Source organism: Shinella sp. CPCC 101442 (assembly GCF_024704725.1).
Taxonomy (GTDB): Bacteria; Pseudomonadota; Alphaproteobacteria; order Rhizobiales; family Rhizobiaceae; genus Shinella.
Window position 1 is genome coordinate 179,225 of sequence record NZ_JALIQS010000003.1, and the last position, 20,742, is coordinate 199,966.

Here is a 20,742-nt window from a genome sequence, read left to right on the forward strand (position 1 = left end):
CTTATTGCGCCGCGGCAGGCGCGGCGTGCACGTCATCGCGGCCATTTCCGTCAGGCGGCGCGCGCCGCACCCGCCTCAGCCACCACGCCATCGTCGATATCGTTGGCATGGACGGCGCGGTTGCGGCCCGCATGCTTGGCGGCATAGAGCGCGGCATCGGCCATGACCATGACATCGTGCAGGCTGCCGCCGTGATCGGGGAACTGCGCAATGCCCGCACTCCCGCCGATCAGCAGAAGCTGGCCGTCATAGGCGATCGGCACCTGCGCGTCGCGCACCAGCGCCTCAGCAAGCTCCACGAGGGTTTCGCGGGAAAAAGCACCGTTGAGAAGGACGGAGAACTCGTCGCCGCCAAGGCGCGCCACCGTCCCCTGTTTGCCGACACGCTCGGAAAAGCGCCGCGCCACCGCCTGCAACACGACATCGCCCGCCGCATGACCGTGCCGGTCGTTGACGGCCTTGAACTTGTCGAGGTCGAGCGCAAGAACGGCGAAGGGCTTGCCGTGACCTTTGGCGATGGTACGGCGGACTTCGTCATCGAAGCCGCTGCGATTCTTCAGCCCTGTCAGGGGATCGTGCCGGGCGAGGAAGGCGTTTTTCGCCTCGCTTCGCTGCAGCGCCTTGACCAGCGCCGAGAAGCGCAGGGTGACGAAAAGCATGACGCCGGCAAAGACCAGCACGAAGATGGCGATCTGCGGCAGCGCCGACTGCCAGACGAAGGTGCCCGGCATATTGGGTCGCCAGGACGCTACCATCGGATTATAGGCATCGCCGCCGACAGGCGCCATGACGAGGCCCGGTTCTTCGGTGACGATCGGCGTGAAACCGAGATCGTGCACGCCAAGCCGCTGCTCGGCATTGGACAACATCTTTTGCGAGACCGGCTTGACGGTGATGAGCAGCGTCGGCTCCAGCCGGCTTGCGGGAATATAGAGCGATTTCGGAACGACCGCCTGCACGACGACGATGCTCATGACGCGGTCGATAAGCCGCATGCCCGAGACGTGGATTTCCGGCAGCGCCGGCGTCAGGAGATCCGGATCCTCCTTGGCGCGTGCCACCTGCCAGCCACCGCGGTCAGGCGACAGCGCCTCACGGTAGGCGCGTTCGGCACGGCGGGTAAGATCGCTCACCCATTGCAACTTTTCGCGCGCCTTTCGCTCGGAAACCTTTTCCCCGCGATGCACACCGAGAATTTTCTCGCCATCCGGCGAGGTCAGGATCATCCAGGAGAAACCGAAGTCGGACCACATCCAGTCGCGCATCTGGTCATGCACGAAACCATCGTTGGGCATGCCGTGAGCAAGCGCGTTGAAACTCTTGTCCCAGAAGGAGAGCTGGCTCTGGTACTGCACCACCTGGTCGATCTGGTGGCTGAATTCGTTGCGAACCAGCGTGCGCTCGGTCTCGGCGACGAAGCTGTCGGCGCGCTCGATGGAATAGTCGAGAACGAAGAAGTTTGCCGCGCCGAAAAGTCCGACGATCATCACAGCTGCGGCACGGATCGCGAAATTCACCCTACGGCGCCGCCCCGTTCGACCGTCTTCCGCCTTGTCCGCCATCGTCACCCCTGCCTGTCCCCCACCCGTTTCGGGCATTGTTGAACAGAGGCTAGCCGACAGACCGCAAAATTCGCTTAAACAGGCTGGTGAGCGAATACTTAACCTGCACGCACAGGAAATTGCGGTCAGGCCGGCGCATAGCGCACGAAGGCGAATTCGCTGCCGTCAGGCGACCAGTTCGGCACGTTCATCGTGCCTTGCCCACCGAAAAGCTCGAACAGAATCCTAGCATTGCCGCCATCCATATCCATGAGCCGCAGCCGCACGTCGAGATCGCGCGGATGATCGAAGACATCGCCATCATAGGAGAGCACAAGCAGGTGTTTTCCATCCGGCGACGGATGCGGGAACCAGTCGCCATAGGGGCTGTCGGTGATGCGTGTCGGCTCCGAACCGTCAGGCCGCACCCGCCATATTTGCATGAGCCCCGTGCGGCTGGAGTTGAAATAGATCCACGCGCCGTCAGGAGAATAGTCCGGCCCGTCATTGCGGCCCTCGCCAAACGTCAACCGCAGCTCGGCGCCACCCTCGACAGGAATGGTATAGATATCGAAGGCATCACCCCGGATACCGCAATAGGCAAGCGTCTCTCCATCCGGCGACCAGCCATGCCAATAGGACGGCAGGTTCGGCGTCACGAGCCGGGGCGCACCGCCTTCGGCCGGCAGCACGTAGATCGCCGATTTGCCGAATTCCACCTTGTCGCTGACAACGAGCAGGCGACCGTCGGGCGAGAGCCCGTGATCGTTGTTGCACTGAACAGCAAAACCGGTATCGATCCGCTCCGGCCCGCCGCCAGCCAGCGCCAGTCGGTAAAGCACCCCATCGCCATTGATGACCAGAAACCGCCCGTCCCGCGAAAAATTCGGTGCCTCGACCAATTTCTCCGTCTGCCAGACGACACGCGTCCGGCCGGTGACAATGTTGTGGATTTCGACGGAGCTGCGCATGGTTTATCCCCGGTCACGATACCGGTTGGTGATGGGGTAGCGGCGGTCGCGGCCGAAGTTTTTCTTGGTGATCTTCACGCCGGGCGCCGACTGGCGGCGCTTGTATTCGGCGATGTAGAGCAGGTGCTCGATGCGGTGCACCGTCTTTACGTCATGGCCGCGCGCGACGATCTCCTCCGTGCTCATCTCCATTTCGACGAGGCATTCGAGGATGTCGTCGAGAACGGGATAGGGTGGAAGCGAATCCTGGTCGGTCTGGTTGGGACGAAGCTCGGCCGAGGGCGCCTTGTCGATGATGTTCTTCGGGATCACCTCGCCGGTCGGACCGAGCGCGCCCGGTGGCAGGTGGGTGTTGCGCCAGCTGGAGAGTGCGTAGACCTGCATCTTGTAGAGGTCCTTGATCGGGTTGAAGCCGCCGTTCATGTCGCCGTAGAGCGTCGCATAGCCCACCGACATTTCGGACTTGTTGCCCGTCGTGACGACCATCGAGCCGAACTTGTTGGAGATCGCCATCAGGATGGTGCCCCGCGTGCGGCTCTGCAGGTTTTCTTCGGTGATGCCCTCTTCCGTCCCCTCGAACGTCTCGGAAAGCGCGGAGAGAAAACCGGCAACCGGCGCTTCGATCGGCACGGTGTCGTAGCGGCAACCGAGCAGCCTGGCGCAGTCGGCGGCGTCCTTGAGCGAGTCTTTCGACGTATAGCGATAGGGCAGCATGATGCAGCGCACCCGCTCCTCGCCCAGCGCATCGACGGCGATGGCCGCGCAGATGGCCGAGTCGATGCCGCCGGACAGGCCGAGCACGACATTCTTGAAGCCGTTCTTGTTGACATAGTCGCGGAAGCCGAGCAGGCAGGCGCGGTAATCCGCCTCCTCCTTCTCGGGAATGCGCGACATCGGCCCGCCATCGCAGACCCAGCCACCGTCCTCTTTCTTGAAGGTGACGAGCGCGATCGTCTCCTCGAACTGGCTCATCTGGAAGGCGAGCGCCTTGTCGGCATTGAAGGCGAAGCTCGCGCCGTCGAAGACCAGTTCGTCCTGGCCGCCGAGCTGGTTGGCATAGAGCAGCGGCAGGCCGGTCTCGATGACCTGCTTCAGCACGACCTGATGGCGGATATCGACCTTGCCGCGATAGTAAGGCGAGCCGTTCGGCGAGAGCAGGATTTCCGCGCCGCTTTCGGCCAGCGTCTCGCAGACCCCCAGTTCGCCCCAGATATCCTCGCAGATCGGAATGCCGAGCCGCACGCCCCGGAAATTGACCGGGCCGGGCATCGCGCCCTGATCGAAGACGCGCTTTTCATCGAACTCGCCGTAGTTCGGCAGGTCCACCTTGTCTCTGACGGCGATAACCTTGCCCGCGTCGATGACCGCGACGGCGTTGAAGCGGCCCGTCTCGTCCTGCCGGGGAAAGCCGATGATGACGCCGGGGCCGCCGTTTGCGGTGTCGGCGGCTAGATCGTCGACGGCGCGGCGGCAGGCCTTCAGGAAAGCGGGCTTCAGCACCAGATCCTCCGGCGGATAGCCGGAGATGAAGAGTTCCGTGAGCAGCAGCAGATCGGCGCCCTGTCGCGCAGCATCCTCGCGGGCGGCACGCGCCTTGGCGAGGTTGCCGGTGATGTCGCCGACAATAGGGTTCAATTGCGCGACGGCGATGCGAAGCGTCGCCTTTTCAATCTCGGAAGTCATGTCTGCGGACCCGTCTTTGCATGGTGTCCGATCCTGCGGAGGCCGCACTCTCGAACGGTCGAGAAGCTGTTTAGAGCATGACAAGCGCTTTGGGAATGAAAAGCCTGACGATTGCATGCGCTTTCGCGCCAACCCCCTGCTTTTCAGTGGGTTCTCGGCACCATTGCCGCAAAGCAACAGGCGGAACCAAAGCACGGGGAGAACGTTGCAGAAACCGTTCATCTCCTGTTCAAGATGACGTCCGTATGACAGATACACGAAAGTTTCATGAAGTTTGGAGACGGCCTTGGCCCTGTTTAATTCCGCAGCCGTGGCGATCGAAACCACCGAAGGAGGTGCCGTCGAGGCAGGTTCCTTCGCGCGCCGTGCGAAGGCATTCGCCGTCCTGCGCTCGCTTGCCGTTTCCGGCCTGCTGGCGCTCCTGACCGTTGTCGTCATCGAACTCATTACACGCGGTTCGATCGAGCAGACCTGGATCTATTTCACCAATCTTGAGCAGCCGGCCTGGACCACCACCGGGGTCTTCTTCCTCACCTATCTCGCGCTCGACGCGCTGATCGGCCGCCAGCACAAGGGCGTGCTGTTCGTCGCGCCGCTCGTCGTGCTGATGGGCGTCATCTCGCAGCAGAAGCAGGTCTTCCTGACCGACCCGCTCTATCCGACGGACCTGCTCTTCGGCCGCCAGATCATGGAACTGATGCCTGTCCTCGTGCAGGATCGTCCGTGGACGGCCGCAGGCCTCGCCGTCGCCATCGTCGCCGCCGTCGTCGGCCTCGTCAGCCTCTGGGTCTTCGCCTGGCGCCGTTTCCGGCCGCTGACGCGCAAGGAGCGTCTTGCACGCCTCGCCATCGCGCTGCCGCTCTTGGCCGGCTTCGCCTCCATCATGGACTACAACGAGTTCTCCTGGGTCCGCGACCGGTTGAAGGTCTTCCCGATCATGTGGGACCAGGCGGAAAACTATCGCCACAACGGCTTCGTCATGGCGTTTGCCATCAATCTGCCCATGGCCAATGTTCAGGCGCCGGGCGGCTACATGGTCGATGCCATCGACAAGATCCCCTCCAAGCCGCTTCCCTTCGGCACCACGCATCGCTCCAAGCCCGACGTGATCGTCGTGATGAGTGAATCGCTGTGGGATCCCACGCGCATCGACAGCGTCAAGCTCTCGCAGGACCCGATGCCGGTCATCCGGGAAAGCCAGGGCGGCCACGTCTTCTCGCCGGAATTCGGGGGGCTGACGGCCAATATCGAATTCGAGGCGCTGACGGGCTTCTCCAACGCTTTCCTGCCGACCGGCAGCATTCCCTACCAGCAATATATCCGCAAGCCGATCCCCTCGCTGGCGACGTTCTTCCGCGCGGAAGGCTACACGGCGCGCGCCATCCACCCCTTCTCCGGCTGGTTCTGGAACCGTTCAAGCGTCTACAAGGCCTTCGGCTTCGAGACCTTCAAGGACGTCGACAAGATGCCGCCGCTCGCCAAGCGCGGCAACTTCACCTCCGACGAAGCCTTGACCAAGGAGATCATCCGTCAGGCAGACATGCAGGAAGATCCGTTCTTCTTCTTCACCGTCACGCTGCAGGGCCATGGTCCATATGACGACGGCCGCTACACGAAGACGGACATCACTCCCGAGGGCAAGCTGGACGCGCGCGACAACCGCATGCTGGCAAGCTACGCGCAGGGCGTGAAGGAAGCCGACCAGAGCCTGAAGATGCTGATGGACTGGGCGAAAAACCGCGACCGCGAGACGATCATCGTGGTCTTCGGCGACCACTTGCCGCCGCTCAACACGGTCTACCAGAATTCCGGCTACATGAAGGGCATCACCGCCGCGCGCAAGGGCTCGACCGAGCAGATGAAGAAGGAGCACGAAACCCCGCTCGTCATCTGGTCGAACAAGACGGGTGCGGAAAAGGATGTCGGCACGATCAGCCCGGCCTTCCTCTCCTACTACATCCTCAAGGAAGCCGGCTTCGAGCACCCCTACTACACGGGCTTCCTCGGCGCCGTGCATGACAAGCTGCGCGTCATCGACCGCTACATGCTGATTGACGCCAAGGGCAACGGCACGCCGGACTGGGCCCGCAAGAAGACGGTCGATCCGCTGGTGCGTGACTTCCGCTTCCTGCAGCACGACATCATGTTCGGCAAGCAGTACGGTCTCGAGCGTTTCTTCAACTCCCACGCGGAGCTGATGAGCGCGGGCTACTGATTTCACCTGAAACAACGCTAGGCTGGGGCTCCGATTCTCTTTCCGGGGCCCTAGCCATGAAACCCTTCGACGACGCCTCCCAGATCCTCTTCGGCAAACCGTCCGACCAGCTCGACGAAACCGAGCGCGAGGTTCTTCTCCACTCTCGTGAGGGCCGCATCCTGTCGGAAGACAGGAACGTCGCCTACCAGTCGAAGCAATCGCCCGGCGAACGCGTCGCGGATGCCATCGCGCGCGTCGGCGGCTCCTGGACCTTCATCATCAGCTTCCTCGTCTTCCTCTTCATCTGGACCCTGGCCAACACGATCCTGCTGACGAAAGACGCCTTCGACCCCTACCCCTTCATCTTCCTCAATCTCGTGCTCTCCATGCTCGCCGCCTTGCAGGCGCCGATCATCATGATGTCACAGAACCGGCAAGCCTCCCGCGACCGTTTCGAGGCCAGCAAGGACTACGAGGTCAACCTCAAGGCCGAGATCGAACTGATGGCGCTGCATCACAAGATCGACACCCACTTCGTCGGCGAGATTGCGGCATTGAAAATGGAAATCCTGCGGCTGCATGAAGCGTTACGAAACAGAATGTAACACTTTGTTACAACCCAAGGTGAGGATAAATGTAGGGATGTGAACCTATAGGAGAAATTAACATTTCGGGCGCACCGTTAGGCTGCATCCGCAATTCAAGGATGCGGGAAACTTAGGTTGTTCGTTAAACCAAGGAGGACATGTCATGCACGTCTTGTCCCGCCTGTCGACGGATCGCAATGGCACTTCGGCGCTGGAATTTGCGATCGTCGCCCCGCTCTTCTTCCTCGTTCTCTTCACGCTGATCGCTTACGGCATCTACCTTTCCGTGACGCACTCGGTGCAACAGATCGCCGCCGATGCTGCAAGAACTGCCGTCGCAGGCCTCAATTCGAGCGAGCGCGTGACGCTCGTCAATCACTATCTCGATGCCTCGCGGTTCAACTACTCGTTCATCAACCGCCGGAAGATGAAGGTGCTGGTCTCCGACGACCCAAACAATCCGGACCAGTTCACCGTCACGATCACCTACGATTCGAGTGATCTGCCCATCTGGAAGATGTTCACCTTCGCCTTGCCCGAGGACAAGATCGAACGTTACGCCACCGTGCGCGTGGGAGGGATGTGACCATGAAACGTCTCAATTCGTTGGTTTCGAACCGTTCCGGCAATATCGGCACGCTCGCCGCACTCAGCTTGCCGTTGGTGATCTTCTCCGTCGCGCTCGGTGTCGATTATGGCTACCTCACGGTGCAGCAGCGCCAGTTGCAGGCATCCGCCGATCTCGCCGCCATTGCCGCGGCCGCGAATGTCGGCGAGGCGGAAAAATCGGCCGCGGCCTATTTCGCGTTGAACGGCCTGCCCGTCTCCGTTGCCGGCAGCGATGGCAACATCATCGCGCCAGTCGTCCTGCCGGGCTCCGGGCGCACGCCTGCCAAGGCAAAGGTCGAGCGCGGTCGCTACGTTGCAAATCCCGACATCGCGCCGGAACAGCGCTTCAAGGCGACGAGCGCCGATGCTGATGCCGCACGCGTGACGCTGTCGCGGTCGGGCGATCTGTTCGTCGCTTCGATCTTCACGGCCAAATCGCCGGTATTGACGGCGGTGGGGTCGGCGGCGCGCAACAAGATCGCCGCGTTCTCCGTGGGCACGCGGCTTGCCAGCCTCAATGACGGTATTCTCAACGCGCTGCTTGGCCAGTTGCTTGGCACGAAATTGTCGCTGAAAGTGATGGACTACCGGGCGCTGCTCGACGCCGACATAGCGATCAATCCGTTCCTGAAGGCCGTTGCGACGGAACTGAACCTCACGGCGGCAACCTATGAAGACGTGCTGAATGCCGGCGTGACGATGCCGCAACTTCTCGCGTCCATGCGGGCGGTCGAAGGCCTTTCGGCCACGACGCGCTCGACGCTTAGGGCAATCGAACAGGCGACGGCGAGCAGCAAGGTCAAGTTGCCGCTGTCGCGCATCCTCAATATCGATCCGAAGAAGGGCGTTGCGGTCGCCACTGGTGGTGACTGGAAGATGTCGATCAATGCGCTGCAGATGGTCTCGGCCGCCGCGGCGCTCGCCAATGGCAAGAACCAGGTGGCGCTCGATCTCGGCACCTCGCTGCCCGGCCTTGCCGCCGTCAGCGTGCGCCTTGCGATCGGCGAGCCGCCGGTCGAAACGCCCGCCCATCGCCTCGGTGAGCCGGGCAGCGCGGTGCGCAGCGCCCAAACGCGGCTTGCCGTGGAGGTGAGCTTCGACGGATTGGCGACGCTTGCGGGCCTGCGCATCAAGCTGCCGCTCTATGTCGAAGTCGCGGCCTCCGAAGCCAAGCTCGCCGATATCCGCTGTCTCGGAGGCACGGCGGAGAATGCCAATGTCTCAGTCGATGCCGTGCCGGGTGTCGCTGAAATTGCGCTCGGCAAGGTCGATCCGTCCGTCCTGTCGGACTTTTCCGACGAGCCGCGCGTCCAGAAGGCACGCATCCTCGATTCCGGCCTGGTGCGTATCGATGCCATTGCCCATGTCGAGGCGAAAAACCTCGGCCGCACCCGCCTCGCCTTCTCGCCGACGGAAATCGCGTCACGCACCATCAAGACCGTTTCGACGCGCAGCACGTTGACCTCTACGACGAAGACGCTTCTGGAAAACCTCGACCTCGATGTCCAGATCCTCTTCCTCACGCTCGGCACGCCAAAGGCGGTGACATCGGCGCTTGCCTCGACGCTGGCGACGGTGACGGCGCCGATCGACGAGCTGCTCTACAACCTGCTGCTGGTCGTCGGCGTCCGGGTCGGGGAAGCGGATATCCGGGTCACGGGCGTGCGCTGCCAGCGCCCCGCTCTGGTGCAGTAGCGGAGACGACGCGCCTCATCTGCCTTGAGCGTATTGGGGCGCGTCGTCGGGGATCTCGTAGTAATCGCCCTTGTCGGCGCAGAAGATGTGAACGCCGATCTTCAAGCCCGTCGGCTGCTCGAACGAGCCGGCCATGATCGACGTATAGGTCGAGCCGTCGCCCTTCCAGAACAATGCGGAGCCGCAGGTACGGCAGAAGCCGCGGCTTGCCGTCTCGCTCGCCCGATACCAGGTGACACTCTCCGCGCCCTCCACGTCCAGTCCCTCGTCCAGCACATTGGTCGCCGCGTAGAAATGCCCCGTCTGCCGGCGGCACTGGCTGCAATGACAGGCGATCACCTCGCGCAGCTGGCCGGACGTGCGAAACCGCACCGCGCCGCAAAGGCAATGTCCCGAATGCGTCTCGCTCATGTCTTCCCCTTTTTTGATTGTGCGCAGACGCGCAAACGAAAACCGGGCCAGCTTTGCCAGCCGGCCCGGTCCTGTCAAATTCACATTCCTGAATGCTTGCATCAGCGCCGCTAATTTACGGAGCCAAAGCATGAACGGATAGGGATCAACCGTTCACAACCATGCGCTTTTCATCGCGACCGCCCTTCATGCGCTCGGCAAGAAGGAAGGCGAGCTCGAGTGCCTGGTCGGCATTGAGGCGCGGATCGCAATGGGTGTGGTAGCGGTCGGCGAGGTCGTCGCCCGACAGCGCGCGTGCGCCACCCGTGCATTCCGTCACATCGTTGCCGGTCATCTCGATATGGATGCCGCCCGGATGCGTGCCTTCCGCGCGGTGGATCTGGAAGAAGCTTTCGACTTCCGACAGGATCCGCTCGAACGGACGGGTCTTGTAGTTGTTGAGCGTGATCGTGTTGCCATGCATCGGATCGCAGGACCAGACGACCTTCTTGCCCTCGCGCTCGACGGCGCGAATGAGCTTCGGCAGGTTATCGGCAACCTTGTCGTGACCGAAGCGGCAGATCAGCGTCAGGCGGCCGGCCTCGTTGGACGGGTTCAGCAGATCGATCAGCTCAAGCAGGCCGTCACCGGTCAGCGACGGGCCGCACTTGAGGCCGAGCGGGTTCTTGATGCCGCGGCAATATTCAATATGCGCATGGTCGGCCTGGCGCGTGCGGTCACCGATCCAGATCATATGGCCGGAGGTCGCATACCAGTCGCCGGATGTCGAATCAACGCGGGTCAGCGCCTGCTCGTAGCCGAGCAGCAGCGCCTCATGGCTGGTGAAGAAATCGGTCTCGCGCAGGTTCGGATTGCTCTCCGGCGTGATGCCGATGGCCTTCATGAAGTCCATCGTTTCGGAAATCCGGTCGGCGAGCTTGCGGTAGCGCTCGGCCTGCGGGCTGTCCTTGACGAAGCCGAGCATCCACTGGTGCACGTTGTCGAGATTGGCGTAGCCGCCCATCGCGAAGGCGCGCAGCAGGTTCAGGGTCGCCGCCGACTGGCGGTAGGCCATGATCTGGCGTTCCGGGTTCGGAATGCGGGCTTCCTCGGTGAACTCGATGCCGTTGATGATATCGCCGCGGTAGGACGGCAGCGACACGTCACCCTGCTTCTCGGTGTTCGAGGAGCGCGGCTTGGCGAACTGACCGGCGATACGGCCGACCTTGACGACCGGCTGCTGGGCGCCAAACGTCAAGACCACGGCCATCTGGAGGAAGGCGCGGAAGAAGTCGCGGATCGTATCGGCGCCGTGTTCGGCGAAGCTCTCGGCGCAATCGCCGCCCTGCAGCAGAAAACCCTTGCCATCAGCGACATTGGCGAGCGCGCTCTTCAGGCGGCGGGCCTCGCCGGCGAAGACGAGCGGCGGAAACTTCGCGAGGCGCTCTTCAGTCGCCGCCAATGCGGCGAGATCCGGATAATCCGGAACCTGCTGGATGGGCTTGTGCCGCCAGCTGGTCGGGGTCCAATTCTGTGCCATGATACTCACCTGTCCTGAGCGCTCGCGAAAGCCTGCGGGCGCCCCTCCGTTTTGAAGATGCGGGCTTATAAACCGTTAGATGGTTCTTGCATAGCCGAACTTCCAGCGGTCACCGAGGCAATTGCGACGGCGGTGTGTTTCCTGTGACAGACGGCAGACCGCCAATCAGGCCCGGGAGCGGCGTGAAGCCGCCCCGGATGCGAATATCCAGCCGGAAACAGGCCTTTCCCCGGCCTTTCGCGGTTGCGGCCGGCCGCGTTCCAGCCGTCGGCTGAACAGAGTGTTCACCCATTGCAGGCCACGCCATTCCGTCCGCTCCAGCGGGTCGGCGAAGGCGTTGCGTTGCGACCGTTGCATTGCAGTCGTCTGTCGATCGAAGGCGATCATCCATTCCGGGTTCATGACGAAACTCCCTGTTTGCGGTGTCCGTCATGGAAGTAGCGACCGTTTTGCGGTCTTCGTAGATGCGGAAATGAAATGCCCGTTTCACCGGTGAGCGATACCGGCGACCGCTTTTGCGCTATGAAAGGAGACGCAAACGAGGAACCGGATATGTCGGAAGTCGACTGGAGCGATCTGCAGCTTTTCTTCCACGTCGCCGCCGAGGGCGGGCTTGCCGGCGCGGCGACCATGACGGGCATCAGCGCGCCGACGATCGGCCGCCGCATGCTGGCGCTGGAGCGCGCCATGGGCCGCACGCTCTTCGTCCGCAGCCAGCAAGGCTATCGGCTTGCGCCTGACGGCGTGGTGCTGTTCGAGCATGTACAGACCATCCGCCGCACGACGGCCGACATCACCCGCTGGCATGGCGATGCCTTCGCGCTGCCCATCGTCTCCATTGCCGGCGATATCTGGTTGACGGGCTTCGTCGCCGACAACACAGGTGAGCTTCGCGGCTCGGAAGACAGTTTCCGCCTCTGCTGCAAGCGGCTCCCGCCCGGCGACGACCTGACCTATCGCCACGGCATGATCTTCCTCCTCCATGCCGCCCCGAAAACCGGAAACGTCGCCGTGCGCAAGTCGGTGGAGGTCGCCTATGCCGTCTATCGCGCGGCAGACCACGTCTTCGAGACGGACCTGCCCTGGGTGTCCATCGGCACGGAGGTCGCGGTATCGGAGCCGGAGAAATGGGTTTTCCGCCATCACGAAAACCAGATCCACACCTGGACGAACGCACCTGACATTCTCGCCCGGCTGATCGCCGGTGGCGCGGGACGCGGCGTGCTGCCGACATTCGTGGGAGACGCGATGCCGGCGCTGATGCGCGAGGGCGCCCCCATCGAGGCCCTCACGCATCCGCTGTGGCTCGCCGTCAACGACGACGACCGCCACCGGCCGGAAATGCGCCTCGCACTCGATCGCCTCGCAGCACTCTTCAAGCACCACGAGGATCGTTTCGCCGGTCGCCTCCCGGTGGAAAGGAAGCCGGCGCTTAGAGCCGCTGCCCGTTCTTGATGCGGTAGCTCGGCTGGTACATCGTCACCAGCTCTTCGGACGCCGTCGGATGCACCGCCATGGTACGGTCGAAATCGTCCTTGGTGACGCCGGCCTTCAGCGAGATGCCGAGCAGCTGCGCCATCTCGCCCGCCTCATGGCCGAGGATATGTGCACCCACGACCTTGCGGTCCGCCGCGTTGACGACGAGCTTCATGATCGTCTTTTCCTGACGGCCCGACAGCGTCGCCTTCATCGGCCGGAATTCGGCGCGGTAGATTTCGAGATCGTCGAACTTCTTCGCCGCGTCCTCTTCGCTTAAGCCCACCGTGCCGATTTCCGGCTGCGAGAAGACGGCGGTGGCGATGAGGTCGTGGTCCGGCGAGACCGGATTGCCGCGGAACTCCGTCTCGATGAAGCACATGGCCTCATGGATGGCGACCGGCGTCAGTTGCACACGATCCGTAACGTCACCGAGCGCGAAAATGCCTGAAACATTGGTGCGCGAAAAATCGTCGACGATGATGGCGCCGCGCTCGTTCGTCGCCACACCGGCCGTCTCCAGCCCGAGGCTACCCGTGTTCGGCACGCGGCCGAGCGCCAGCATGACCTGATCGACGACAAGCGTCTCGCCGGCCTTGGTGGCGACAGAACGCTTGCCATCCGCCGTTCCCGAAACGCTGGTGATGATGTCTTCGCAGATCACGCGAATGCCCTTGGCGATCATCGCCGCCTGCACGCCCTGACGCATGTCCTGGTCGAAGCGCGACAGGATCTGCTTGCCGCGATAGATCAGCGTCGTCTCGACGCCGAGGCCGTGGAAGATGTTGGCGAACTCGACCGCGATGTAGCCGCCGCCGGAGATGACGATGGACTTCGGCATGTCCGGCAGGTCGAAGGCCTCGTTCGAGGAGATGCAGAGTTCGTGGCCGGGCAGATCGGCATGCGGCGTCGGGTGACCGCCGACGGCGATCAGGATGCGCTCGGCCGTCACCAGCTCGTCGGTCGCCGTCAGGCGCAGGGTATTCGGCCCCACCAGCACGGCGCGGGTCGCCAGAATGGTCGCAGCAGCATTGTCGAGGCCCTTGCGATAGAGGCCTTCGAGGCGGGTGATCTCCTTCTCCTTGGCGGCGACGAGCGCCTGCCAGTCGAAGGTGCTTTCGCCGACCGTCCAGCCGAAGCCGGCCGCGTCCTCGAAATGCTCGGGAAATTGCGAGGCATAGACATACAGCTTCTTCGGCACGCAGCCGCGGATGACGCAGGTGCCGCCGAAACGGAACTCTTCGGCGATCGCCACCTTCTTGCCCATGCTCGCCGCAAGGCGCGCGCTGCGCACGCCGCCGGAGCCTCCGCCGATGACGAAGAGGTCGTAGTCGAATGTCGGCATGGTGATCTCCTGCGGGCAAGGCTGGCCGGACGGCCGTAAAAGGTGTGGCAGTGCGAATCCGCCACCTGATTTCCTCCATATAGGAACGTCGAAGACAAAAGGAAAAGAGCAGCGCGCCACGATCCGCACGCGACCAACTGGAAAGCCGCGCGTTCCAACGATACCCTCCCCAAAATTGGCGATGCCAATCTGACGAATATCATTTACCGCAGAGCCAACACACCGTAGGAAGTAGGCGCTCGATTGTGGGCTAACCGGATGATAGATATGTCTAATTTAAAAGTTTTCGCTGCATCTGCAGTGGCACTCGCCATGCTTGCAGGCCCGGCTCTCGCGGAAGATCTCGTCTTCCAGCTGAAGAACGGCACCAACTCCGTCCTGACCCGTTTCTACACCTCGCCCGTCGGCGTCGACAAGTGGGAAGACGATGTGTTCGGCGAACAGGTTCTCAACCCCGGCGAGACGATCGAAATCACCATCGCTGACGGCCGCGACGTCTGCAATTACGACATGCGCTTCGAGTTCACCGAGGATTCCGATCTCGATACGACCACCGACAAGCAGAACCTCTGCGAGCTCGGCGAATATACGATCCATGAATGAAAAACGGGCCGCCTGTGACAGGGCGGCCTGCGTCTTCCATCACGATGCAGAAGAAAGGCGGCCAGAGAGCCGCCTTTTTGATGATTACTGCTGCGGCTGCGCTTCGCCGCCTTCGGCTGGCTGCGGCGTACCGAGGATGTTCTGGAGCTTCTTGCCGCTTTCGACCTGCAGGTCGCGGCCGATGCCGGCGGCCCAGATTTCAGCCGCCTTCATGAGGCTGCGGGTCGCGATCGGGCCGTCGGTCAGGAGCTTCTTGCCAACAGGCGAAGAATAGAAGTCGGCGATCGCCTTCAGCTCGTCCTGGGTGAAGGTCTTTGCGTAGATCGACGCGGCTTCCTTCTCGAGATCGGCGCGGCGCGGCGCGAGCGCAAGCGCCTGCTCATCGACGGTCGCGTTGATTTCGGCCTCGTGGTTCGGCGAAGCCTGGATGAGCGCTGCCTTGGCGCGCATGGCAAGGCTCGGAAGAATGTTGTCGAAGCCTGCCGTCGCCGCGATGGCGTCGATGGCGGCGCGGGCGGTCTTCATCTGTTCGTCCGTGACGTCCTGCGCCTTGACGGCGCCGACGAGGCTTGCCGAAACGATAAGGGTCAGCGCGAAGGTCCGGCCGAAACCAGCGAATTTGATCATGTCGGTCTGTGCTCCTGTCTATTCTTTCGCCGTCAGCGTGCGCGCACCAGCCGGACCGGCGATGATGGCAAGCGACGCCATATTGATGAAGAGTCCGTGTTCCACGACACCGGGAATGTCATTGAGGCTGCTTGCGAGCGCATCTGCATCAGGAATGCGGCCAAAAGATGCGTCGAGAATATAGTGTCCACCATCCGTGGTGAAGGTGCCGTCGCCGGAGGCGCGCAGCGTGAGCGCGCCGGAAAGGCCAAGGCGCGCGGCCGCCTTCTCGATGGCGATACGCGTCGAAACGAGGCCGAACGGGTTGACCTCGATCGGAAGCTTGAAGGCGCCGAGCGCCTCGACCACCTTGGTCTCGTCGGCAATCACGATCATGCGGGCCGAAGCGGCCGCCACGATCTTTTCGCGCAGCAGCGCACCGCCGCCGCCCTTGATGAGGCGCAGCTTGCCGTCGACCTCATCTGCGCCATCGATCGTCAGATCAAGTTCCGGCAGCTCGTCGAGCGACTTCAGCGGCACGCCGAGTTCGACGCAGAGCCGCGCTGTGCGTTCTGATGTGGGCACGCCCTCGACCTTGAGGCCGCCCGCCACCTTTTCCGCCAGCAGCCGGACGAACTCTTCTGCCGTCGAGCCGGTGCCGATGCCGAGCCGCATGCCGTCTTCCACATGGGCAAGGGCGGCTTCCGCGGCCTTGATCTTCATTTCCCTGGCGTCCATCCGCCACGCACTCCCTCAAACAACCCTACCGGCCCTTCCTGCGAAGCGACCGTAAATTCCGGTGAGACACTTACACGCCCCGCCGGACAAACGAAAGCCAAAATCGCGGGGAACCGGGCAGGCAGAAGGCGATTGCAAATGCCGCCTCCATCGCCTACCGGAGAGACCCGCCTCCCATCTTTCGCACAAGGTTTCCCATGTCCGCTTCTCTCGTTGTCTTCGATCTCGACGGTACGCTCATCGACACCGCACACGACCTCGTGGCGAGCCTCAATCACACGATCGGCCTCGAAGGCCTTGAACCCGTCGGCTATGGCGACCTCACCTATCTCGTCGGCCACGGCGGACAGGTCATGATCAAGCGCGCTTTTTCGCTGCGCGGCCGCGAGATTTCCGACAGCGAACTGCAGCGTATGCTGGGCGCCTTCGTCGAGCACTATGCCGGCGCGATGCCGGGCGTGTCCGTGCCCTATCCCGGTCTTGTCGACGCCATGGATCGCCTCTCCGGCTCCGGCTACCGCCTTGCCGTCTGCACCAACAAGATGGAAGGCCTTGCCCGCCGCCTGATCGATGGCCTCGGCCTGACCGCGCGCTTTGCCGCGATCACCGGCGGCGACACCTTCGCGGTCCGCAAGCCTGACGCCGAACATCTGCTCGGCACGGTCCGCCTTGCCGAAGCCGATCCGACGCGCACGGTGATGGTCGGCGACAGCCTCAACGACATCCTGGTCGCCCGCAATGCCGGTATACCCTCCATCGGCGTGCCCTTCGGCTATTCCGACGTGCCGGTCGCCGAGCTTGAACCGAACCATGTCGTCACGCATTTCGACGAACTGACGCCCGATCTCATCGAGCGCCTGCTGGCGCGCTGAAAACCGAAAGGCGCCGCATCCCTGCGGATACGGCGCCTTCGATACTTTTGCCTTCGGACGATATCAGCTCTGCGCCTGACGCGCCTTCTGCGTGGCGGCGAAAGCCTTGCGCATATAGTCGTCGCGACCATAGACGTCGTCGAAATACTCGACCGCGCCGTCCTTGTTCGGCCATGCCGTGAAATAGGCAACGTAGATCGGGATATCCGCCTTCACGCTGATGCCCTTGTTGCGGCCGCCTGCGATTTCCTTGCCGATATCGGCTTCCGTCACGCCGAGCACGGCGGCGGCCATCTTGCGGGGCTCGGCCAGACGCACGCAGCCATGGCTCAGCGCGCGCATATCCTTCTTGAAGAAGCTCTTCGACGGTGTGTCATGCATATAGATGGCATGGCTGTTCGGGAAAAGGATCTTCAGCTCGCCCAGCGCATTGTCGCCACTCGGCGGCTGGCGCACGGAAACGCCTGACGTGGAACCGTACCAGTTGACGGAGGACGACGGGACCGCGCGACCACCCACGGCCACTTCATAGCCCATGCGGTCGAGATAGTTCGGGTCGTTGCGCAGTTTCGGCAGCATCTCGTTGATGATGATCGACTGCGGCACGCCCCAATAGGGATTCACTTCGACGGTCTGGATGCGATCCTCGAAGAAATAGGTCTGATTCGACTTGGAGCCGACGACCGTGCGCATCGAGAACTTTTCCTGGCCGTCCTCGTAGTAATAGACCTGGAAGGCCGGCTGGTTGATGAAGACGTGGCGCGCGCCGAGATCGACCGGTAGCCAGCGCGCCTGTTCCAGCGCCACTTCCAGCTTGGCGATCTTGTCGGCCGCGCTGTCGCCGCCGACCATCTTGCGGATCGAGGCCTTGCCGACGACACCATCCGGCTTCAGGCCGTTTTCCTTCTGGAACGCCTCGACGAGGGACACCAGTTCCGGCGTGTATTCCGGGGTATCCCTGTAGCCGGCAATGGTCAGCGAATGCTCGGTCTTCAGCGCGTCGGAGCCGTGCTTGACGATGCCCTTGACGATATTGGCGAGTTCCGGATTGCTCTGGCCGGGCTTCAGCAGCGTGCCATCGGCGATCACCACGCGGTCTTCCGCGCTGCTCTCGGCCTTCAGTCTGGCAAGCTCTGCCTTCAGTGCCTGGAAGTCACCGCCGGCCGGCGAACGGCTTTCCAGATAGCCCTTGATATTGCTGCTCATCGCGACGTTCTTCAACGCGGCGACGATGTTGACGTCCTTGCGCTTGAAATCGTGATAGCCGGAGATGCGGTTGGGATCGATGCGGCCGCGTACCGCGTCCTGCACATAGGTGGCGACGGCGGAAGAGAGTGCGATCTCGAAAGTCGCAAGCTCGTCGTAGCGCTTGTTCAAGTCGACGCTGTCAAAGCTGTCCGACGGAATCTTGACCGCATAGTCCCAGGGGTCGAGGCCGACCGAGGCAGCATCGGCGAGAACGGCAATAGCGCTCTTCGCCTTTTCATTGATGCCGGTGCCGTCGATCCAGACGAGTTTCTTCTGTGTGGCGTAGAACGTCTCCACAGCCTTGGCGGCATCGGGCGTGGTGCGTACGTTCACATTGGCGAAGGCGGCGCGAACGCCGGAATCGCCAGCTGCGGGAATATCGACGGTGATCGAACTCGTCACGACGGGATCGGCGAGCTTTTCGATGGCGACGCGCTTCAGGCCATCAGCCTTGTAGGTGTAGTAGCGCGGGCCGGTGACGCGCGGCAGCGGCTTGGCGGCCTGCTTCGTTTCAGCGCCCGGAAGGGCGGCCCCCGTGGTCACGCCCGGCAATTCTTCGCGCACCGGCTCCTTCTTCTTGCCACGGAAGATGTCGAACAGCGTCAGGGCATTGGCGGGCGCGGCATTGAGCGTGATGGTGGCGCAGGAAAGAGCCAGCGCGGCGGCCAGCACGGCAGTCTTTGTCAGCTTCATAAATATTTCCATTCCCCGTATGAACCGCAACGCGCGGTCTCTGGCGGCGCCCGAACCAGCAGGCCGGTAAGTTATAGGAAAGGATGGTGAATGAAAAGGAAACGCCCCTCCCCGCCAGCCCTGCCAAACCTCACTTCTCCGTGACGCCGACACCTGGCAAGCCAGACGGATTAGGCCGCGTAAAAATTTGAATTGCTGTCGAAATTTCCCGCGTTGAGGGAAAAAATCCCGCCATCCGTCGCAACGGCCAGAAAAAACAAGCCGGCGGCTGTGATGGAAAAGGCACAACACCAGGCACCTTGCGGGGCCCTTTTTCGCCGCGTCGTCGCCTAATCGATTTTAACCGAAAGTCTCGTCCCATCCCGCCATTCCGCCCTTGCCAGCGGGTCGCAGATAGGCCAGAGATTTGCGCGATTTTTTCGCGCCAGCGCGGCCTCCAAAAGGCCCGCGCTCGCCCGGCCTGCCGCACCCCATGCGGCGGCAAAGCCGGCGGCAGACCGTAACGCATGGGCTCGGAGAAGCGGGAAGCACTATGACATCGACGCGCACGGAAACGGATACATTCGGCCCCATCGAAGTGGACAACAGCCGCTATTGGGGCGCGCAGGCCCAGCGCTCCCTCGGAAACTTCAAGATCGGCTGGGAAAAGCAGCCGCTGTCGGTCGTGCGTGCGCTCGGCATCGTCAAGCAGGCCGCCGCCCGCGCCAATGCCGAACTTGGCCGTCTCGATCCGGCCCTTGCCAAATCAATCACCGAAGCCGCGCAGGAAGTCATCGACGGCAATCTCAACGATCACTTCCCGCTTGTCGTCTGGCAGACCGGCTCGGGCACCCAGTCGAACATGAACGCCAATGAGGTGATCTCCAACCGGGCGATCGAAATGCTCGGCGGCGTCATGGGCTCGAAGAAGCCGGTGCATCCGAACGACCACGTCAACATGAGCCAGTCGTCGAACGACACCTACCCGACGGCCATGCACATCGCCTGCGCCGAGCGCATCGTGCACGACCTGCTGCCGGCGCTGAAGCACCTGCACGCCGCGCTCGAAGCCAAGGTCAAGGCCTTCGATCACATCATCAAGATCGGCCGCACGCATACGCAGGACGCCACGCCGCTCACCCTTGGTCAGGAATTCTCCGGCTATGCCGCGCAGGTCGCCTCCTCCATCAAGCGCATCGAACTGACGCTGCCGGGCCTGTGCGAACTCGCCCAGGGCGGCACCGCCGTCGGCACGGGCCTGAACGCGCCCATCGGCTTTGCCGAAAAGGTCGCCGAGCACATTGCGTCGATCACCGGCATCGCCTTCAAGACCGCGCCGAACAAGTTCGAGGCGCTCGCGGCCCATGATTCCATGGTCTTCTCGCATGGCGCGATCAATTCGGCCGCCGCCGCTCTCTTCAAGATCGCCAACGACATCCGCTTCCTCGGCTCCGGCCCGCGCTCGGGTCTCGGCGAACTGGCGCTGCCGGAAAACGAACCCGGCTCGTCGATCATGCCCGGCAAGGTCAACCCCACCCAGTGCGAAGCCCTCACCCAGGTCTGCGCCCAGGTGTTCGGCAACCACGCCTCGCTGACCTTCGCCGGCAGCCAGGGCCATTTCGAGCTGAACGTCTTCAACCCGCTGATGGCCTACAACTTCCTGCAGTCCGTCCAGCTCCTGTCGGATGCCGCGATCTCGTTCACCGACAATTGCGTTACCGGCATCGAGGCCCGCGAAGACAACATCAAGGCGGCACTCGACCGCTCCCTGATGCTCGTGACCGCGCTTGCGCCGAAGATCGGCTATGACAACGCCGCCAAGATCGCCAAGACCGCACACAAGAACGGCACCACCTTGCGTGACGAAGCGGTCGGCGGAGGCTACGTCACCAACGAAGAATTCGACGAGGTTGTACGCCCCGAAAAAATGATCATGCCGGGTTGAGGTAGAAACCCCTTATATTCTGGT

General features: G+C 62.6%; 17 protein-coding genes. 8 read left to right on the forward strand and 9 right to left on the reverse strand.

Annotation, left to right across the window (positions count from 1 at the left end):
* Positions 1-50 precede the first annotated feature (50 nt).
* From MUO32_RS11480 to MUO32_RS11490, 3 genes are all read right to left on the reverse strand, one after another.
* Positions 51-1,562 (reverse strand): diguanylate cyclase domain-containing protein, encoded by a 1,512-nt coding sequence (locus MUO32_RS11480; protein WP_257948421.1) that lies wholly within the window; start codon positions 1,560-1,562, stop codon positions 51-53.
* A 125-nt stretch (positions 1,563-1,687) separates the two neighbouring features.
* On the reverse strand, positions 1,688-2,512 hold the full coding sequence (locus MUO32_RS11485; protein ID WP_257948422.1) for a hypothetical protein: 825 nt from the start codon (positions 2,510-2,512) through the stop codon (positions 1,688-1,690).
* A gap of 3 nt (positions 2,513-2,515) precedes the next feature.
* Entirely contained in the window at positions 2,516-4,195 is a 1,680-nt protein-coding gene (locus MUO32_RS11490) for an NAD+ synthase (protein ID WP_257948423.1), read from the reverse strand.
* A 286-nt stretch (positions 4,196-4,481) separates the two neighbouring features.
* On the opposite strand from MUO32_RS11490, the gene MUO32_RS11495 reads away from it, so the two are divergent.
* The 4 genes from MUO32_RS11495 (at position 4,482) to MUO32_RS11510 (ending at position 9,283) form a co-directional block, all read left to right on the forward strand.
* Complete coding sequence (locus MUO32_RS11495) at positions 4,482-6,410, forward strand: LTA synthase family protein (RefSeq protein ID WP_257948424.1); 1,929 nt, start codon at positions 4,482-4,484, stop codon at positions 6,408-6,410.
* Between the two features lie 56 nt (positions 6,411-6,466).
* Entirely contained in the window at positions 6,467-6,997 is a 531-nt protein-coding gene (locus tag MUO32_RS11500; RefSeq protein WP_257948425.1) for a DUF1003 domain-containing protein, read from the forward strand.
* A 145-nt stretch (positions 6,998-7,142) separates the two neighbouring features.
* The gene (locus MUO32_RS11505) at positions 7,143-7,565 is read left to right on the forward strand and encodes a TadE/TadG family type IV pilus assembly protein (RefSeq protein ID WP_257948426.1); all 423 of its coding nucleotides are present in this window, start codon (positions 7,143-7,145) and stop codon (positions 7,563-7,565) included.
* Positions 7,566-7,567: 2 nt separating this feature from the next.
* On the forward strand, positions 7,568-9,283 hold the full coding sequence (locus tag MUO32_RS11510) for a pilus assembly protein TadG-related protein (protein WP_257948427.1): 1,716 nt from the start codon (positions 7,568-7,570) through the stop codon (positions 9,281-9,283).
* A 15-nt stretch (positions 9,284-9,298) separates the two neighbouring features.
* Here the strand turns inward: MUO32_RS11510 and MUO32_RS11515 are convergent, their stop codons facing one another.
* Together MUO32_RS11515 and MUO32_RS11520 are read right to left on the reverse strand one after the other, a co-directional pair.
* A complete protein-coding gene (locus tag MUO32_RS11515; RefSeq protein WP_257948428.1) occupies positions 9,299-9,694 on the reverse strand; it encodes a GFA family protein in 396 nt (131 codons plus the stop codon).
* 145 nt (positions 9,695-9,839) lie between these two features.
* Positions 9,840-11,213 carry a class II 3-deoxy-7-phosphoheptulonate synthase gene (locus tag MUO32_RS11520; RefSeq protein ID WP_257948429.1) on the reverse strand — a complete coding sequence of 458 codons (1,374 nt, stop codon included), beginning with the start codon at positions 11,211-11,213 and terminating at the stop codon, positions 9,840-9,842.
* Positions 11,214-11,765: 552 nt separating this feature from the next.
* Between MUO32_RS11520 and MUO32_RS11525 the strand changes: the two genes are divergently transcribed.
* Positions 11,766-12,668 (forward strand): LysR family transcriptional regulator, encoded by a 903-nt coding sequence (locus MUO32_RS11525; protein WP_257948430.1) that lies wholly within the window; start codon positions 11,766-11,768, stop codon positions 12,666-12,668.
* On the opposite strand, the gene gor is transcribed toward MUO32_RS11525, so the two are convergent.
* Entirely contained in the window at positions 12,646-14,034 is a 1,389-nt protein-coding gene (gene gor / locus MUO32_RS11530) for a glutathione-disulfide reductase (RefSeq protein WP_257948431.1), read from the reverse strand. The two genes, MUO32_RS11525 and gor, sit on opposite strands and share 23 nt — an antisense overlap.
* Before the next feature lie 312 nt (positions 14,035-14,346).
* On the opposite strand from gor, the gene MUO32_RS11535 reads away from it, so the two are divergent.
* A complete protein-coding gene (locus MUO32_RS11535) occupies positions 14,347-14,637 on the forward strand; it encodes a hypothetical protein (RefSeq protein ID WP_374708663.1) in 291 nt (96 codons plus the stop codon).
* An 84-nt stretch (positions 14,638-14,721) separates the two neighbouring features.
* On the opposite strand, the gene MUO32_RS11540 is transcribed toward MUO32_RS11535, so the two are convergent.
* Complete coding sequence (locus MUO32_RS11540; RefSeq protein WP_257948433.1) at positions 14,722-15,264, reverse strand: DUF2059 domain-containing protein; 543 nt, start codon at positions 15,262-15,264, stop codon at positions 14,722-14,724.
* Between the two features lie 18 nt (positions 15,265-15,282).
* Positions 15,283-15,981, reverse strand: coding sequence for a ribose-5-phosphate isomerase RpiA (rpiA, locus tag MUO32_RS11545; RefSeq protein ID WP_257948434.1), 699 nt, complete (start codon positions 15,979-15,981; stop codon positions 15,283-15,285).
* 197 nt (positions 15,982-16,178) lie between these two features.
* Between rpiA and MUO32_RS11550 the strand changes: the two genes are divergently transcribed.
* Positions 16,179-16,853 carry an HAD family hydrolase gene (locus MUO32_RS11550; RefSeq protein WP_257948435.1) on the forward strand — a complete coding sequence of 225 codons (675 nt, stop codon included), beginning with the start codon at positions 16,179-16,181 and terminating at the stop codon, positions 16,851-16,853.
* Positions 16,854-16,916: 63 nt separating this feature from the next.
* Here the strand turns inward: MUO32_RS11550 and MUO32_RS11555 are convergent, their stop codons facing one another.
* Positions 16,917-18,794: a murein L,D-transpeptidase gene (locus MUO32_RS11555; protein ID WP_257948436.1), complete on the reverse strand. Its 1,878-nt coding sequence runs from the start codon at positions 18,792-18,794 to the stop codon at positions 16,917-16,919.
* A 472-nt stretch (positions 18,795-19,266) separates the two neighbouring features.
* Here MUO32_RS11555 and fumC point away from each other — a divergent pair, with 472 nt between their 5' ends.
* Positions 19,267-20,718, forward strand: coding sequence for a class II fumarate hydratase (gene fumC, locus MUO32_RS11560; RefSeq protein WP_257948437.1), 1,452 nt, complete (start codon positions 19,267-19,269; stop codon positions 20,716-20,718).
* The last annotated feature ends 24 nt before the right edge of the window (positions 20,719-20,742 follow it).